The organism is Thalassotalea agarivorans (assembly GCF_030295955.1).
GTDB lineage: Bacteria > Pseudomonadota > Gammaproteobacteria > Enterobacterales > Alteromonadaceae > Thalassotalea_D > Thalassotalea_D agarivorans.
Genome location: NZ_AP027363.1, coordinates 165112 through 183880 on the forward strand (window position 1 = coordinate 165112; position 18769 = coordinate 183880).

General features: G+C 42.9%; 12 protein-coding genes. 6 read left to right on the forward strand and 6 right to left on the reverse strand.

Features of this window, described 5'->3' with window-relative positions; all coding sequences use genetic code 11:
* Positions 1-5 precede the first annotated feature (5 nt).
* Genes QUD85_RS00795 through QUD85_RS00815 form a run of 5 tightly spaced genes read right to left on the reverse strand, consistent with a single transcriptional unit; the run spans position 6 to position 6921 of the window.
* Complete coding sequence (locus QUD85_RS00795; protein WP_093329233.1) at positions 6-749, reverse strand: CBM9 family sugar-binding protein; 744 nt, start codon at positions 747-749, stop codon at positions 6-8.
* On the reverse strand, positions 739-1263 hold the full coding sequence (locus QUD85_RS00800) for a gluconokinase (RefSeq protein ID WP_093329231.1): 525 nt from the start codon (positions 1261-1263) through the stop codon (positions 739-741). Before QUD85_RS00800 ends, QUD85_RS00795 begins: the two co-directional genes overlap by 11 nt.
* Positions 1248-3569, reverse strand: coding sequence for a GH36-type glycosyl hydrolase domain-containing protein (locus QUD85_RS00805; RefSeq protein ID WP_093329230.1), 2322 nt, complete (start codon positions 3567-3569; stop codon positions 1248-1250). Before QUD85_RS00805 ends, QUD85_RS00800 begins: the two co-directional genes overlap by 16 nt.
* A gap of 4 nt (positions 3570-3573) precedes the next feature.
* Entirely contained in the window at positions 3574-4926 is a 1353-nt protein-coding gene (locus QUD85_RS00810) for an MFS transporter (protein WP_093329228.1), read from the reverse strand.
* 24 nt (positions 4927-4950) lie between these two features.
* Positions 4951-6921 (reverse strand): ADP-ribosylglycohydrolase family protein, encoded by a 1971-nt coding sequence (locus tag QUD85_RS00815; RefSeq protein ID WP_177168883.1) that lies wholly within the window; start codon positions 6919-6921, stop codon positions 4951-4953.
* A gap of 333 nt (positions 6922-7254) precedes the next feature.
* Here QUD85_RS00815 and QUD85_RS00820 point away from each other — a divergent pair, with 333 nt between their 5' ends.
* From QUD85_RS00820 to QUD85_RS00845, 6 genes are all read left to right on the forward strand, one after another.
* The gene (locus QUD85_RS00820; protein ID WP_093329225.1) at positions 7255-10272 is read left to right on the forward strand and encodes a TonB-dependent receptor; all 3018 of its coding nucleotides are present in this window, start codon (positions 7255-7257) and stop codon (positions 10270-10272) included.
* A 215-nt stretch (positions 10273-10487) separates the two neighbouring features.
* Entirely contained in the window at positions 10488-12023 is a 1536-nt protein-coding gene (locus tag QUD85_RS00825; RefSeq protein WP_093329224.1) for a tryptophan halogenase family protein, read from the forward strand.
* A 16-nt stretch (positions 12024-12039) separates the two neighbouring features.
* Positions 12040-12768, forward strand: a complete 729-nt coding sequence (locus QUD85_RS00830; protein ID WP_093329222.1) for a SapC family protein — start codon at positions 12040-12042, stop codon at positions 12766-12768.
* A 9-nt stretch (positions 12769-12777) separates the two neighbouring features.
* On the forward strand, positions 12778-13782 hold the full coding sequence (locus QUD85_RS00835; RefSeq protein ID WP_093329221.1) for a cupin-like domain-containing protein: 1005 nt from the start codon (positions 12778-12780) through the stop codon (positions 13780-13782).
* An 11-nt stretch (positions 13783-13793) separates the two neighbouring features.
* Positions 13794-15293 carry a tryptophan halogenase family protein gene (locus QUD85_RS00840; RefSeq protein WP_093329219.1) on the forward strand — a complete coding sequence of 500 codons (1500 nt, stop codon included), beginning with the start codon at positions 13794-13796 and terminating at the stop codon, positions 15291-15293.
* Positions 15293-15997, forward strand: a complete 705-nt coding sequence (locus QUD85_RS00845) for a DUF6445 family protein (RefSeq protein ID WP_093329218.1) — start codon at positions 15293-15295, stop codon at positions 15995-15997. The genes QUD85_RS00840 and QUD85_RS00845 overlap by 1 nt, the downstream gene beginning before the upstream one ends.
* A 91-nt stretch (positions 15998-16088) precedes the next feature.
* Here the strand turns inward: QUD85_RS00845 and QUD85_RS00850 are convergent, their stop codons facing one another.
* Positions 16089-18623 carry a glycoside hydrolase family 3 protein gene (locus QUD85_RS00850; protein WP_093329216.1) on the reverse strand — a complete coding sequence of 845 codons (2535 nt, stop codon included), beginning with the start codon at positions 18621-18623 and terminating at the stop codon, positions 16089-16091.
* Between the last annotated feature and the right edge of the window lie 146 nt (positions 18624-18769).

An 18769-nucleotide genomic window follows, 5' to 3' on the forward strand; every position in this document is an offset into this window, starting at 1 on the left:
CTTTTTTATTTTTTAAGCACAATTTTGCCAAACACACTGGCGTCCATATAGCCCAAATTTTTACTGCCGTTTACGGCTGGGAAGTCGTGCGATCCCATAAAGTGTTCGCGATGTTTACTACCGTCGTTGTCACAATACGCGAGCATGAATCCAATGATTTTTTCGGCGCTTAGTTTTACCGGCGTATGTTCGCCTTCCAAGGTAAAGGTGTCGTCGTAAATTGCTATTGCTACTTCCCATATCACAGTATTGGGTGCACTCAATTGTCGTTGCCATCGACTGTTAACATGGTCATTGAGCGCAACAAATTGTGTACTTCCGTCTTTATTATTTGGACCAATGTCGATGGCCTGATTATCCAAAGCGACATGATATGCAAAGGCATTGAAGTTGGTTTGGTGATCGCCACCAGAAGCGTCTTCATCGATGAAAATTTCTAAGCAGTCATCATCCCAATAAAAATATAATGGGTCGGCATGTTGATCAAACAAAATGTCGTCTGTAATTTCTGCTTGCAGGTAGAGGTAGTTTTCATCCCAAAGCAGACGATAACGACCACTAAAATCTTGAGCTGAAGGCAAGGTACCATCCATAAGTACATCCATTGGGTACCAAGTTGCCTGTTGCCACACTTTTTCATTATTTATGCCGTCGATGATTGGTGCAGTATTAGCGTGTTTAACCGCGATATCTTTAGCAACAACTGAGCCTGAAAATATCAGCGTGCAAAGCAATAGCTTAATGTTCATGTGTCATTTCCGTTATATGTTTTAGTATTTTATTTGCAGTCTCGTTTATGGGGCCATTTACAGGTATCGGTATTACCTGACTACTTCCCGTTAACTCGAGCGTTGCTAACTGGCTAGCGAGCAATGAAGCAGGAAAAAAATGTTCTTTTCGAGCCTTTAAACGCTGTTGCAATTGTGCTTCTGCAACATCTAGATAGAAGAAAGAAACATTTGCCTCGAGCGCATTGAAACGCATTCTGTAACTGTCTTTTAATCCAGAAAAAGCCAGTACGGCCTGGTTGTTGTGCTGAAAATGGGTCGTTAATTCTGCCAAGATAGCACTGATCCAAGGGGCCCGCATACTATCATTCAGTGGATTACCCTTCGCCATGTGCGCAATATTTGCTTCAGGGTGAAAGCTATCCCCTTCGAAAAACCTGCAGCCGATATTGTCAGCAATGTTCGTACCGACACTCGACTTACCACATCCGCTCACGCCCATAATGACGTATAGTTGCTTTACTTTGGCAGCCATACGTCAACCTTGTATGTATTTTGTGGACTAATAGTGGTGATTATATTGCCGTTTATTGATTGAGAATCGACAAAGACTTCTATCTCTTGAACTGCTTTACGTTGATAATTGACTTCAAAATGCGCACCTTGAAAATATCGCTTAACTTGTAAAAATTGCCAATGACTCGGCAGTTTTGGTTGAATTAAAAGATCACCTTTTTGTCCTTTTAAACCACACAGCTCTTCGATTACTATGCGGTAAACCCATGCAACCGTACCGGTATTAAAAAGCTGACTTGATACACCCGCTGTGTCCGGGTTGCCTGCATAGTCACCTCGATAATAATTGGGAATGAAATTAGGCAACTGACCGCGAATACTAGCGTCTTCTAGATTGGGAATCATCGTATTTAAAGCGGCATACGCTTTGTCTGCCAAACCGGCTTGATACAAGCTGTAAATGTAAAACGCAGTTGCATGGTTATAGACCGAACCGTTTTCTGCAACACCTGGAAACTTTTGTGTGACTCGGCCAACATCTTCAACCATTTCAGTATAGGCAGGTGCAAGCATTTGTACGCCGAAAGGGGTGTTTAAGTGCTGATCAATAAGATCAGTGATTTGGGCAAATTTTGATTTGTCTAATGCGCCACTAAGAAAAGCCCAAGACTGTGGGTTCAGAAACATGCTGCCTTGCGCATCTTTGTCTGTGCCAAACAAACGTCCTTCATCTGTAATGCCTCGACCAAACCATTGGTTGTGCCAGAAATAGTTGTTGGCTGCGGCATTTAAATAGGCAATTTCTTTAAAAAATGTCGGCAGGGGCGTTAATACATAGTGTTCGTAGCAGTATTGCCACGTTTTTAATGCATAAGCAGTGGCAAAAGTTAACCAAGCAGAAACACCTTTACCCTTGTAGCCAACCATATTCATTGGATCGCACCAGTCGCCTTGCGCAATCAAACTCAGGCCACGTTCGTCGGTGGCATCAAGCAAATGGCACATAGCTTTGTCTAAATGATCTTTAACGGAATCGAGTTCATCACTATCTTGGTAAGGTATTTGATGGCTTAGAATACTAACGTCATTGGTTTCGTCCAAATAAGCCGCGAGCGTTAACGGTAGCCAAACACAGTGGTCGGTATGAGGCACTTGGTTGATGTATTTTAGCGTTGCATCTTTGTGCAACAGAATGCCGTCGGGCATGGCACCACTGATATGCTGTTGGCTTAAAGCGGTAATTATCGCTTGCCGCGTTTTCAAACTGTCCAAATAACTGCATCCAAGCGCGTCTTGCAGATAGTTTCTTGTTTGAGGGTCGGTGGTCAAGCGATTAGATTCGCCATGATAGCTCACCTGATGCGGTAACCAGTAATTGATGAAATGATCAAACGCACTGTGCTGAGAATGCATGGTTAAGCGTTGCTGGCATTGCCCGTTTTTATCCGGTTTACTCGCTTCAAAGTGCTGGCGCTTTTGCGCGATCTCTTCATCCGATTTAACCGCGCCAAACAAAAACTTAAAGCTTTTCTGCTCATTTGCCTGTAGTGATATTTGATACTGCATTACCGCTGCTGGCGTTTGGTAAGCACTTTTGTCGTTTGTTAAATTTGGTTGGTTAACACCGTCGGGGTTATGCAGACCACCTTCTCCTTCAAATGACGCTTGATTACAACTCCAAAAATCTGGCGCGGTTTCTGCGCTCAAAAAAGTAATATCTTTTAGTGCCTGATTTTTAAAGTAATCATCTACCTTTTGATAAGGAGTAATCGCTCGCGCAACAATACTGGATGTCGCCTCTTCGAAGTCAGCACTTTGATTCATCCAACTTTTGTAGCCAACGGAAAAGTAAGGGTAAAGAGACAACTCAATGTTAGTACTTGTGGTGTTTTTAACGTTGAGTTGCCAATGCTCAATGCAATCGTCGTCGACAAGGGATAGCACGAGGTCAAAGAGCAAACCACTTTGTTGAATTTGCCAAGTAACCTCATTATGGCCGGCAGTAAACGCAAAACTATCCAAAGGTGCTCGCATCGGTTCATAAGGCAAAGAAAAGCAATGCTTATCGGTTTTTATATAGAAAAAGCGACCGGGATGATGAGCATAATAGGGGTGCTCCGGCTGCATAAACGTGGTCGCTTCAATGGCTGGACCATGAGAATATTTTGCCGGTTCAGGTTGCATGAACTGCGCGACGGCGTAACCTCTACAGTTCATGTTGATCATCATTTGGCTATTCCACAGAAAGCCGCTAGCCTTTGGCAATGTCGTTGGACTATGCAGCGTTATACGCTCATCCATTTGAGACAAACTAAACAACTTCATGTCGCTATCCTTGCTGCCCAGACGCATTCATTTGGGCGTGAATATCTTGCAGTTTTTCTTCACTTAAAGAATAAAAGTAGATAAACAACACAGATAAAAAAGCAAATACAGCAGGAATAACGGTCATCAGCAGTACGATACCTGTTTGCGATTCTGACGTTTGCTCGACATTGGCAACATAACCCATGCCGGCGAGTATCCAACCTATCGTTGCTCCCGCTAAGGCGCCACCTAGTTTTTGTGCAAAGGCCGCTGCGGAAAAAATCATAGCGGTTGCTCGACGCCCGGTTTTCACTTGTGAATAGTCAGCAGTGTCGGCGTACATAGAAAACACCAAGGGTGATTTTGGCCCTAAACACAAACCTATCGAAATTTGTAGCACGAACATTAGCGTTATTTGGTCACTTGGTACCCAATAAAAAGCCGTTGAAAGAATACCGACTAAGGTCATTAAGATCAGCAGTAAGGTGCGCTTATCAAAAAATTTGGTTAACAGCGGAGTTATTGCCGCTCCCATCATTAGCGACAACATATAGGCCAATGAAAAACTACCAATTAAGTCTTCGCGACCAACATAGTATTTAAAATAGAAAGTGCCTGTACTACCGCGCAATGTAATAGTTAGCATGATTATCAGCGCAATAGAAAACAGGATTATCCAAGGTTTGTTTTGAGACAAATCTTTAAGGTCTTGCAATACAGGTGTTGGCGTTTTCTGTGGTGGATGAATACGTTCTTTGGTACTGACAAACGTGATTGTGAAAAGCACCGCTGTAACTAGACCATAACATAACATGGTGTACTGCCAGCCAAGCGCTTCGTCGCCTTGTCCAAAAAGTTTTACTAGTTCTGGCGTAAAATACGCGACGATACTTCCGCCGGTGAATGCACCAATGAATCGAAAACTAGTTAGCGTTGTTCTGTCTTGTGAATCGCTTGTCATCACACCCATCAAAGCGCCATAAGGCACGTTAATGAAAGTATAAGCAAGCATCATAAAAATATAGGTTGCGTATGCCCAAACTAATTTACCTTCGGGTGCTACGTCAGGCACTGTAAAGGTTAAAACGCCAGCGGCAACCATTGGGATAATGCCCCACAGAAGATAAGGCCTGAACTTACCAAAACGGGTTTTTGTTCTATCGGCAACCGCTCCCATAACGGGATCTGATATGGCGTCGATAAGACGCGTAACCAGCATCATGGTACCTACTGCAGCAGCAGGCAAGCCAAACACGTCAGTGTAAAAAATAAAGAGAAAGACATCGAATACGCGCCAATAAAAATTAGAGGCGACATCGCCACAGGCGTAGCCTACTTTTTCTTTGATTGATAAAGATGTAGAAGTTGTTTGCACACGTTTATCCTTTATTGTTGTTATTTAAAAAACACGTAGCTCATTAATTGCAGTGTAATAAGTTGTTTTTGCGTTTGGGTCATCCGGTGTAACACCGCCACTTTGCAGTTGTACACGGATAGCCGTTGTTTTTATTGGGGTAAAGGTAATGTGATGGTCTATGAAATTACCTTTAAGCCACTGTCTGTTGTCAAAATTGTATTGTGGAGACATTGATGTTTGTTCAATGGTCTGCCAATTGTTTTGGTTGTCTAGATACTGCACGTTTAACGCGGTAAACCAGCCTGAAAATTCATGTGCTAACCCCGTGTTTAATAGCAAGGCAGAAATCGAAACAGGCTGTTTCCATTGATAACCGTAGCTGACTTGTTCGCTAGTATTTTTAGGCTCACTATAAAAAGTTGGGCTATTAATGTGGGTATTGTCGTCAAATATGGCAGCAAGTTTATGCTTGTCTGAAGCTAATTGTTCTCGGGGCAATATTTCTTGATTGAATAGAACATATTCGCTGGTGCGCGCTAGGTTTTGATCGTAAACGTGTAGCTGATATTCGCGTGTTTTCTTTGGCAAATTAGAGGCTACTAGCGTTACGTTAAACAACCCCGTTTGTGAAGGCGTGCCTTCAATACTTGTTCGCGACAACGAAACCCCTTGAGGCAATGAGCCAGATGTTATGACAAGTTTATCTTGCTCGGGCGCATCAAAGAGCAGTGGCATGTTTACTGGCGTGCTTTTGCTCACAACCAAGGCAGGGTGCGGTGCTAATGTTGCCGGCGCACTAAAACGCGCATTGGTGTTGATTTCAAACCAAGTTTCATGACCTATTTCAAGTTGTTTACCACCGGCGGCGAGAATATTATTAATGCCTTGGTCGACAGTGCGCTTTGCAAGTGAAGTTATGCTGACATCGGGCAAATCATAACGAGAAACGTTTATGTACTTATCATTAAAAGGTTGCTGCCAAGTAGATTGACCAAATGGATAAAGTAGGTCATCAGGAATGACATCCATTCCGTACATAACGCCCAATAATCCGCTCATTGTGGCCGCTTGATTGTCAGAGTCAAAACCAAGCGCGTTGGATACATCAAGCGTTTTTTGAAAATCACCTTGGCCATAAAGCAGCGCTAATACGCCACACGCGCCATTTAAAATGGCATCGACTGGAGGCCAGGTAACGCTGTTGTTAATCAGTGGGTCGTAATAGGTTTGTTTAACTACTGCACGGGCGGCTTGCCAGTCATCAGGGTACTGTTTGTATAGCTTTTGCATGTGTCTGACCACTTTTGCAAATCGGCTTTGTTCACCGATAGCCTTATTGCCTGTATCAAGTAAGGCGTTAATATCTGTTTCAAAAAATGCAGCCGCGTACATGGCACCATAATGAATAGCAGGTTCAATACCGTAATCATCATTGGTAATTTTTGCCATCCAACGAGTTTTTTCGCTAGCTAATGTTGTCATTCCAGGCGATGTAACAGCCCATATTTCATTGACCAACTGAGGGTCGATAGCTTGCCAATGCGGATTATATTGTTTATTCCCTGTAAGCGGTGGACCAAAACCAGCGTGCATTAACGTTACCGCGGCGCGATTAGCAAACCAAACACGGTCACGCACATGATATTGCCAACGCTGAGCTAATTGTTCATAGCTTGGTGTGATACCGTGCTCTTCCATAGCGAGCAAATACATGTATTCAATATCAGTATCATCGTCGGAAAATGCGCCGTTATGTCGTTTTACTTTTTTTAGCGTGGTGCCATAACCATACGGAAACTTATCAGGGCCGGGAGATTCAATATATTTGAATTCGTAACTTAAGCCATAGAAATTACCGATCATCTGTCCTAACCAAGATGCGTACACTTTGTCTTGATAGGCTTTTTTCGATATTAGCGTTGTCTTTTTTTGTTGTTCTTGGACTTGTTGCGCCATCACATGACATGAAAAGCAGGCAACCAGTAGACCTAACACCTTGAAATATCTATGCATGAACCCCCCTTGGACCATTCTTTTAAAATGTAAGCGCTTTCATTAAAACTTGCAACCAATCCGCAGTAAATTTTTGGAAGCGCTTTCACATTATTGAGTTTTTTCACTATGTATTTGGTGCATAAAAAATGTTTATTTAACTTTTATTTTTTAAATAAACTAATGATTTTATTTGGTATTTTTCAACATTGTTAATTAATCGGTACAATTTCTGTTGCTTTTAAAAGTGATTTATCCTAAGTTAATGTAAGCGCTTACAAAAAAGTGAGAGCTTTTCGTGGCGCGAAAAAACAACAAACAAAAAATGCGACACTATGTCGAGGGGAGAGGATTATGACGCAAGTCAAATTCAAGAAATCAAAGTTAGCTTCAAGCCTATCTCTGATTTTGGGTGCGGCTACTATGTCTCACGCCTATGCAGCGGAAGAGCAAGCCAGCGCAAATTCAGAAGAAGTAGAAGTAATAGAAGTCACCGGTATTCGTGGTGCTGCTATTCGCTCTATGGATGTAAAACGTGAATCAACAGGTATTGTTGATGCACTATCTGCGGAAGATATTGGTAAGTTTCCTGATAGTAACTTAGCAGAGGCACTTCAACGTATCTCTGGTGTATCAATTGACCGTAATAACGGTGAGGGTCAAAAAGTCTCGATTCGTGGCTTTGGTCCAGACCGTAACCTTGTTTTGTTAAATGGTCGTCAGTTACCAAATACTAATGGTGACCGTTCATTTAACTTCGACAACATTGCAGCAGAGGTTGTATCTGGTGCAGAAGTTTATAAAACAGCCGATGCCAAACTGCCAACCGGTGGTCTAGGTGGTACTATCAACATCCTTACTAATATGCCGCTTCAAAATGATGGTTTGAAAGCAGGTATTAGTGTTAAAGGGTTACATGACACCTCTAGCGATGAAAACAGCGGTATAACACCAGAATTATCAGGTTTATATTCAGACGTTTTTGCCGATGGTAAATTCGGTGTTTCACTTTCTGGTAGTTACCAAAAACGTGAATCTGGTAACCAGCAAGCCAATGTTGGTACAGGTTGGCGTTCGTTCCCAGCGGTTGTAAACCAGGACTGGAGTGGCAGTAACGCACAGTGGGGTGGTGTTCCATACGAGAACCAAGTAAACCGTCCTGATCCAGCAAGTGATTCTATTTACTCTGTTCCTCAAACAACGATTTATCGTTTTGAAGAAGAGCAGCGTACACGTATTAACAGCCAGTTAGTCTTGCAATTCCGTCCAATCGAGAACTTTACAGCAACTGTCGATTTTATTTACGCAAGTAAAGAAGTTGATCGTCAAGCGAATGAAGTGTCTGCTTGGTATACGTTTGCACCTTCAGAGAACGTATGGACAGATGGCCCAGTAGCTTCGCCATTGCTATATAGCGAAACTTACGGCAGCAACCAAGATTTATCAATGGCGGCATCAGTTTCAGGTACTAAAGAAACAACATCTGGCGTTGGTTTAAACCTAGAATGGCAAGTTTCTGACAGCTTATCACTAGCGCTTGATCACCACAGCACAACAGCTGAAGGTACGCCAAATAGCCCATGGGGTTCTTCAAATGCGCTTTCTATGGCAGCGTTTGTACGTACTTCTGCAGCGACTGATTTTACAGGTGACTTACCAGTATTAGCCGTAGGTGGTTCTTCTGCTGTAACGCCGCAAGATATGCGCGTAACAGGTTCTTTCTTCCGTAACGAAGAAACAGATACAGAAGTCGATCAAACACAAATTAGCGGTACGCTAGAATTAGACGAATGGGGTAGCATTGATTTTGGTGCATCAACATTAACAACGTCTAACCACTTTAAAGCTGTTCAAGTTCAGCGTAATGACTGGGGTGGTGTAGGTGCAGCGGGCGACTTCGATGATGCCTTCTTCCCTGAAGCAAGCGTATATGACAAATTCGACCACGTGAGTGGTGGTGATTTCTCAAGCTTTGATCAATATCCTCAGTTCGCTGGTCGTAACTGGGAAATTGTTGACCGCTTCTTCATGTGGGATTTCGAATCAGTACGTGCTAGAGCAGAGCAGCTATATACGCCGCCGGGTGTAGTACCAGGTGCTGGTGATTGTGGCACGTTATTCTGTGCTTCAACTGACTACGCGCGCGATACAGACCGCTTCGTTGAAGAGAAAATGACGTCAGTTTACTTCCAGTACAACTATGAAGGTGAAATTGGCGAGATGCCATTTGATGTTCATGTTGGTGTACGTTACGAGAAAACAGATGTTGACGCTACTTCAGCTGTTCCAGCGTACGAAAATTATGGTCGTTGGGAAGGTGCTACAGAAACCGTACTTATCCAAAAACCAAATGAATTCGTGTATGAAACTCAAAGCGGTGACTATGATCACGTATTACCTAGCATAAACTTTAATATCGAACCAATTGAAGACTTTATTGTACGTGCGGCATTTAGCCAAACGATTGGTCGAGCTTGGTATGGTAACTTGCAAGGTGGTACAACAGTAGGTACACAGTACAACCGTGGTGGCGCATCAGGTTCATCAGGTAACCCAGCGTTACTACCATTAGAATCAACTAACTTAGATTTATCTTTTGAATACTATTATGACGAAGGTAGCTATGTATCATTAGCTTGGTTCGATAAGAAAGTTAAGAATGGTATTTCAACCGTTGTTGAGACACGTAACACTCCAGAAATTTATGACCCAATGAATGGTCCTAAAGTTGATGAAGCGCGCGCTGCAACAGGTTCTAACGCCGATGATATCGTTCGTCAGTGGATCTTCGACAATTATGAAGATGGCTCGACGGTATTTATGGAAGATGGAAAAATTATCATCTTAGGTGTACCTAATGTTGATGACATCTTAGATATCAACGTTTCTATCCCAAGTAACTCTTCAGAAGAGCAAGGTTATGACGGTCTAGAGCTAACATTGCAACACTTATTTGGTGATTCAGGTTTTGGTGTAATTGCAAACTACACCATGGTTGACACAGATAACACGTTTGATAATGCAAGCTTAGATCCGCAACAAGCTGAATTAGGTATTTCTGATACAGCTAACTTTGTTGCCTTCTATGATAATCACGGTTTCCAGGCACGTATTGCGTATAACTGGCGTGATGAGTTCTTAGTATCGACAGGTAACGACACAGGTCCTAACCCAAGATATACAGAAGCGTATCAACAAATCGACTTCAACGTAAGTTATGACATCCCGTCTGTTGAAGGCTTAGCGGTATTCGTAGAAGGTATTAATATTACTAACGAATACTCTCGCCAACACGGTCGCAGTGTCACAGAGGTGTTGAATGTAACAGAATATGGTGCACGTTACCTATTAGGTGCGCGTTACACATTCTAAGAAGTACTACCTAAAAAAGGCTGTTAGCCCTAGCTAACAGCCTCTTTTTTAAGTGCTCATTTTAGAGCTTAATATTGGCTAAGCTTGTATTGTTGCATCAAACTCATATATCGCCTCCCCTCAGGTAATTTATGTCTAGCTTGACTGCTTAAATCTCGATATAGTCTTAATTGATATTAAGCTCTCAAATGAGCATTGTCTGAAGGCTGTAATCAGTGGTAAACGAATCTAACTCTATTGTCATCGTAGGCGGCGGAACAGCTGGCTGGATAACTGCGGGCGTAATAGCAGCCCAGCATAAAGGGCAGGTCAGTGTGACCTTAGTAGAGTCTCCTGATATTCCTACTATTGGCGTAGGTGAGGGTACCTGGCCGACGATGCGTAAAACACTTGAGCAGATGGGAATTTCTGAAACAACCTTTGTAAGGCAATGTGACGCTAGTTTCAAACAAGGTTCTCTCTTTAAAGATTGGCACAGTATTGGCCATCAATATTATCACCCCTTTACCTTACCCACCGGATATCAAGAAATTAACTTGGCGCCTTATTGGTTGCCGCACAAACAGCGTATGCCATTTGCTTTTGCAACCTCGCCACAAGCGGCGATATGCGAACAGGGATTAGCACCTAAACAAATAGGCACTAAGGAATATGCATTTTTTAACAATTACGGTTATCACCTTGATGCGGGTAAATTCAGCGAACTGCTAAAACAGCATTGTGTTGAGTCTTTGGCGGTGAAACACGTCTTAGCCAATGTCGCCACCATAACCAATGATGCGAGTGGCGATATTGACCACCTTGTTCTTGATAGCGGAGAGACTATTTCAGGGAAATTGTTTGTCGATTGCACAGGGCAACATAGTTTACTCCTTGGCAAACACTATAATGTTTCCTATCTGGACCAGTCTAAATACTTGTTTAATGACACGGCTATTGCATTGCAGCTGCCGTATAAAACGGAGCAAGAAAACATTGCTTCGGCGACCATTTCAACGGGCCAATCATGTGGCTGGATTTGGGATATAGGCCTGCCTACAAGGCGTGGTACAGGCCTGGTTTATTCATCTGCACATGCTGATGAGCAAACTGCTATGGATGTATTAATGGCTTACGCCAAAGAGCGTGTAACTGAGCAGCAATTTTCGCAGTTAAGTCCACGTAAAATTTCCATCGCTCCTGGTTATAGGAAAGAATTTTGGCATCGAAACTGTGTAGCGGTTGGCATGTCAGCTGGCTTTATAGAACCGCTTGAAGCGTCAGCATTGGCTTTAGTCGAGTTGTCAGCGAAGATGATCAGCGAGCAGTTACCTAAAACGCGTGAGGCAATGACAATTGTTGCTAATCGTTTTAATAAGAAATTCGAACAACGCTGGCAACAGATTATTGATTTTTTAAAACTGCATTATGTTTTGAGCGAGCGCGACGACAGCGCATATTGGCGTGACCATCGCGATCCAGCAGGCATTCCAGAGTCGTTACAAGAACAGCTGATCTTGTGGAAAACGCAATCGCCTTACACCTATGACAGTATGTACACGGAAGAGTTGTTTCCGTCGGCCAGTAACCAATACATACTTTATGGCATGGACTTTACAACAGACATCGATCCAACGTCACTTGCTAATGTTGAACGAGCAGATCGTTTAATTAATGAGAATTTGCAGCGCACCCGTCAAATGATGGCGGCACTGCCAACAAATAGAGAATTGTTACAACAAGTCAAAGCGCAAGGCTTTGCAAAAATATAAATATTGGGGAACAAAAATGGCAACAAATGCTTTATTAAACAGTGTTGATCATAAAAATCTGAAAGTTATTACAGATAGAAGTGCGCAATATGGCGACAACGTATGGTTTGCGATGACATTCCCTGCTGAGTTTCGAAGTGTTCAAAATTACTATCCTATTTTTTTCCAAAAAGACAGTAAAACGGGTCAGTTTTATGCTGTTGCATTGTTTGGATTTGAAGATAAAGAAAACCTATTTTTAACCGAGCAAGGGTGGGAAGCAGGTTACATTCCATTGTCTATTCAGCGCCAGCCTTTCGCTATTGCTGTTCAAGACGTAGACGAAAATGGTGAAGAAAAGCAGCAACGTATGCTGACCATCGATATGGACAATCCGCGCGTAAGTGAAACGCAAGGTGAAGCACTGTTTAAAGAGTATGGCGGCAATACACCGTATCTTGATTACATGGCAGACATGCTAGAAGCCTTACATCATGGTGTAGGTGATAGCGCAGATTTTTTTCATGCACTAACTGAACTAGATTTAATTGAGAGTGTAACTGTAGATTTAGAATTGAATAATAAATCACAACATCAACTAGTAGGCTTTTACACCATTAAAGAAGAGTCACTTGCTACGCTGACTAAAGATCAGCTTGCTGGTATGCATCAAAAAGGATATTTACAAGCGATATATATGGTGATGGCATCACAGGGAAATATACGCCAGCTACTGAGCCGTAAAAACAAACAACTTGGTTTGTAGGTCGTTACAATGCGCCAGGTTGAGCAGGTAGTAGATTGTAAAGCTGATAATATCCTTGAGGATATTAAAAACAGCGCAAAGCCGCTTATTTTGCGCGGCTTTGCATCTCACTGGCCACTTGTAAAGGCTGGTTTAGAAGGTGCTCAGCAAGCAGCGCAGTATCTGCTTAAGTTTTACAATGGTCGACCTGTAAGTGGCTGTTTAGCTCCACCTGAAGCCAAGGGAAGAATCTATTACAACGACGCATTAACCGGATTCAATTTTAACGCCTCGCATGTACCGCTAGCAGTCGTAATGGAAAAACTGTTGCAGCATGTGGGCGATACGCAAGCTCCCGGTATGTATGTAGCATCAACAGATGCTGAGCAATGGTTTCCAGATTTAATCCGTGAAAACTTCGCGGATTTACAGCATGAAAACGCAATAGCTAATGTTTGGATAGGCAATAAAACCCGCATCGCGGCACATTATGACTTTCCTCAAAACATCGCTGTTTCTGCAGTTGGTCGCCGTAGATTTACGCTATTTCCTCCTGAGCAGATTTCCAATTTGTATGTTGGTCCACTCGAATTTGCTCCGGGTGGTCAGGCAATTAGCATGGTGGATATGGCGCAACCAGATTTTGCTAAGCACCCTAGATTTAAAGAGGCATTAGATGCAGCTTTTATAGCGGAGTTAGAACCAGGTGACGCATTGCTCCTGCCAAGTATGTGGTGGCATCACGTCGAGGCTTTGGACGATTTTAACGTGCTGGTCACTCATTGGTGGCGGAATTCACCTGCCTATATGGGTAAACCTGATCACGCACTCTCAGCAGCGTTGTTGGCGTTAAGGGGTTTACCTGAGGCCCAGAAACAAGCGTGGAAAGCGATTTTTGATCATTATATTTTTTCCGATAGTGCGGCGAGCGTAGATCATATTCCTGAACATGTTAGAGCACAATTAAGTGTGCCATTGTCTGAAGAAAAAGCGCTGCAATTACGTGCAGACCTTTTAAACAAATTAAAACAGTAAAGTTGGCTAAGATGAGTACAGATAAACGTATAAGAAAAATTGTCATTGCCGGCGGTGGTACCGCAGGTTGGATGGCGGCCGCTGGGTTGTCAAAATTAATGGGGAAAAATGGCAATTTAGAGGTGAAGCTTGTTGAATCCGATGATATTCCAACTGTCGGTGTTGGTGAAGCTACCATTCCTACCTTACATATTTTTCATCGCTTGTTGGGTATCAATGAACAAGAGTTTATGGCTAAAACGAATGCCACGTTTAAACTAGGGATTTCGTTTGAAAATTGGCGAGATGTCAAAAAAGACTATATTCATTCTTTTGGCTTTTTAGGCAAAGACAGCTGGGCGGCAGGTTTTCAGCATTTCTGGTTAAAAGGGCAGCAACTTGGCATTGCTAAGCCTATTGGTGATTACTGCACAGAGCATCTTGCCAGTCGCGAAGGAAGATTTGCGGTCTTGCCTAAACAAGATTTAAATCATGCGTTTCATTTGGATGCCGCGCTATACGCTAAATTTTTGCAAGAAATAGCTACTAAGCATGGTGTCGAACGAGTTGAAGGTAAAATCGATAAAGTTAACCTTGATGAAGAAACCGGCTATATCCAATCGTTGGATTTAGCCAATGGTAAGCATGTCGAAGGCGATTTGTTTATTGATTGTACTGGTTTTAGAGGGTTATTGATTGAACAAGCCTTACATACAGGTTTTGACGATTGGAGCCATTTACTGCCTTGCGATAGTGCGATTGCGGTACAAACGACATCAAACGATAAGTTTCCTCCATATACAAGATCGATAGCCCACGATGCCGGTTGGCAATGGCGCATTCCTCTGCAAAATAGAACGGGCAATGGGTTAGTATTTTGTAGTAAATATATGACCGATCAACAGGCAATTGATACGCTGCTGGCTAATGTAGAAGGGGAATTATTGAATGAACCTCGCGTTATAAAATACAAAACCGGCACGCGTCGAAAGCATTGGAACAAAAACTGTATCGCCATCGGTTTATCATCAGGTTTTATTGAACCGTTAGAATCAACAAGTATCCATTTGTTTCAGCGCGGTATTATTCGATTAATGCAATTGTTTCCTTATGATGGCATTAACGAAGCAGATGTTGATGAATTTAATCAGCAAACTATGACAGAAATCTATAATGTGCGAGATTTCATCATACTCCATTACCACTTAACTGAACGCACCGATTCAGCCTTTTGGCGTTACTGCAAAAATATGCCAATACCTGAAACGTTGAAACACCGCATGGATTTGTTTGGTAAATCTGGACGCGTGTATAAGAAAGCAGATGAACTGTTTGGCGAGAACTCATGGATACAAGTGATGATGGGGCAGGGATTGATGCCTGAGCGATATCATCCCATTGTAGACATGATGCCGGAAGAAGATTTGAAAGGCTTTTTGCAGAATGTAGAAATGGGTGTCAGAAAGAAAGTAGACAGTTGGCCTAATCATCACGATTTTATTCAACATTATTGTCAGGCGAATATTGATTAATGGAGGCGTTTGTTAAGGTAAATCCTCACATAATGCCTCAGATAGTGCATGTGGGTTCTGAGCAAACGCCGGTGGTCATTATTGATGATTTTGTCGAAGATACCACCAAGATCAAAGAATATGCCTGCACGAAGGCAGAATTTTCAGTTGTTGAAAACTCCTATTATCCAGGTGTTAGAGCGCAGCTACCAAAGCAATATGTGATAGATATGTTGCAGCCGATTTATAAGCAATTGTATCGGCTCTATCAATTGCCCAAGCACTTGAGGCTTCGACCACAGGACATCTTTTTTTCTTTGGTAGCAACACCACAAAATGAATTACATCCACTGCAGTCAATCCCTCATTTTGACACTCCAAGACCGTTTTACTTCGCGTTGATTCACTATTTAGATGACAATGAACATGGCGGCACAGCCTTGTTTAAACATAAAGAAACCGGATTTGAACGTATTTCACCAGAGCGGGTTGAGGACTATCTAAGCTCGGCGAGCGAAGAGCAACAACAGCACGCAGCATCGGGTTACCCTAGGATTGATTCACCTCACTATCAAGCTATTCATCATATTGATTACAAACCTAATCGAATCGTGATCTACCCGGGCAATATTTTACATTCAGGTGTGATTAACCCAGAGAAAGACGTCAGTCATGACCCAATTTCGGGGCGGTTAACCGCCAATATATTTTTTGAATTTAACTAAAAAAGGCCGTCTAAAGACGGCCTTTTGTTTCAACGATAAAAAGAGCCTTACCCTGGGGAAAATCAGTGATGACAGGGTAAGACTACGTAACTTAAGGGCAACTAATCGTTGCTTCGCTCTCAGGAGAAGCCACAATTTCTACGTTAGAGATTGCAACTGTTAATTCATCCGATGTACCAATGACAAACGGTGCATAGACTTTACCCATATCTGCTCCTTGCGCGGCATAACAGGCTAAATCTACCGTTAATGTTTGCCATTGCTCAGATACTGCGTTGAATTTGTCAGTAACGTCTATATTGACTTTACAGTCGCCTTCACAGCGTGCCGACAGCGCAACTTTACCTGTAGCCGCTTTATCTACTCTATAGTCAAAGCTCAGTTGACCATTTGCTTCGGCGTAACCGCGTAGGTCAAATGGGAAGTTATCGTTAATTTCAAACAGCCCTAACTCACCACCAGCGAAACTGATTAAACGAGCGTCTTCTTGAACTACGCGGTCTATGGTGCGATAGCTTACCGGCGCTTCTTCTGCCGTACTACTATAGATTTTGTTGGTACCATTATGACCAAATGCTGGCGTCCAAGGCGTTGACAACATATTTAGGTTGCTCAACATGCTAGCGCCACTTTCTGATACTTCAGATAAATCGTTGGCAAGCGTACTGGCCTCACCGTAGGCTAAGCCAAAGCCGTATGGCAATAGCGGATCATAATCCTCATCACCAACATTAACGGTTGTTTGCATAGCATCTTTTGGCCAAGAGAAAGAAAGCTTACCGGTAATAGGGAAATTTACGCTGCCATCGGCCTTTGCCATTACCACGTCTGCAACACCATTGCCTTCAGAGCCAGGTAGCCATACGGCAACGAATGCATCGGAAGCGTTTAATTCGGCATTTACCCACATTGGGCGGCCACTAATAAAGAGTGCGACAACAGGAATGTTTTGGGCTTTTAGCGACTGTAAAACGGCAAGCGATTTCTTATCGCCGCGTTCAAATTCTAAATTATCCGTATCGCCATTACCTTCGGCATAAGGCTCTTCACCAAAAACAACAACAGCAACATCAGGTTTGGTTGTATAACTGGCATCGCTGCTTAACTCTATTTCACCACCTGCAGCAGTGACAACATCGGCAATACCTTGATAAATCGAGCTACCACCTGGGAAGTCGTCATTATTATTACCTGTCCCTTGCCAAGTGATTGTCCAGCCACCCGATTGTTTGCCAATATTGTCGGCACCATCACCGGTCACTAAGATTTTTTGCTTCGGTGATAAAGGCAAAATGTTGTTGTTGTTTTTTAATAGTACAAGTGATTCACGCACCGCTTGTCGTGCAACTGCGCGATGCTCTTTCGCACCGATCAACTCTAACTTACCAGAGAATGGACGATTTGCTGGGCTTGGTTTAGTGAATATGCCTGCACGGACTTTAACGCGTAAAATACGTGATACCGCGTCGTCGATACGCGCCATGGCAATTTCACCACTTTTAACTTGTGCGATAGTGTTTTCGTATAGAGGTTTCCAATCATCCCCTGGCACCATAAAAATATCTAAACCGGCATTTACAGCCTGAGGGCAAGACTCGTTTTTACAGCCCGCCACTTGTCCGTGACCATTCCAGTCACCGACAACAAAGCCGTCAAAACCCATACGATCTTTTAGTACATCAGTAAGTAAGTACTTATTGCCGTGGTTCTTTTTACCATGCCAACTATTAAAAGAGGCCATGACCGACTGTGAACCAACGGTCAATCCGCCCACATAGCCTTGGGCATGTATATCAAAAAGCTCCTGTTCAGACGCAATATTGTCGCCTTGGTCGTCGCCACCGACCGTTCCGCCGTCGCCAACAAAGTGCTTAACTGTGCTAATTACGCGTTCGTCGCCAAGGAAGTCTTTGTCTGCATGTCCTTGTAGGCCATTAACTATAGCGGCGGAATAATCACGAACGATGCGTGGGTCTTCAGAATAACCTTCATATGTTCTACCCCAGCGGTCATCGCGCACAACAGCTACGGTAGGTGCGAACACCCAATCAATACCGGTAACCATTACTTCTCGAGCTGTAATTTCAGCAATTTTTTCGATTAGCTCAGGGTTGTCTGCTGCGCCAAGACCAATGTTGTGAGGAAACAATGTTGCGCCAATCACGTTATTGTGACCGTGAACAGCGTCCGTACCCCAAATCGTTGGAATAGTACTGCCATCAATAGAGTCATCAATAGACGCTTGGTACATGTCTTCAGCTAATTTTATCCAATCCGACGGTGTTGAATGCTTGTTTTGGTTGGGGAATGAACCACCACCATTTAGATATGAGCCAAAACCATACTTGCGCATATCCTCAACGGTGATATCACGAATTTCAGGTTGAATCATTTGTGCAACCTTTTGCTCTAGGGTCATGCCAGCAAGTATCTCTTGCACTTGCTTTTCTACCTTCGCATCAGGCTTTACGGCGATATCTAACTTAGGCCAAATAGCTTCTAATTGGCTGTTACTTACATTTTCTTCCATAGCATCTGTTGATTGCTGACTCTGCTTATCGCCACATGAGGCGATAGCTAAACTCATACTTGATACAAAAACTAATTTTGCGGTCGTTTGTTTCATGTTCTCTTCTTCCTGCCTTGTTATTACTGCCACAAGGCTTGGTCACCGATCGTTATTTAACGGCCTGCTGGCCATTTTTATTGAAATACTTGAATTTTATTATCATTAACACTAATCTGTGCAATAATGAAAGCGCTTTCATTTGT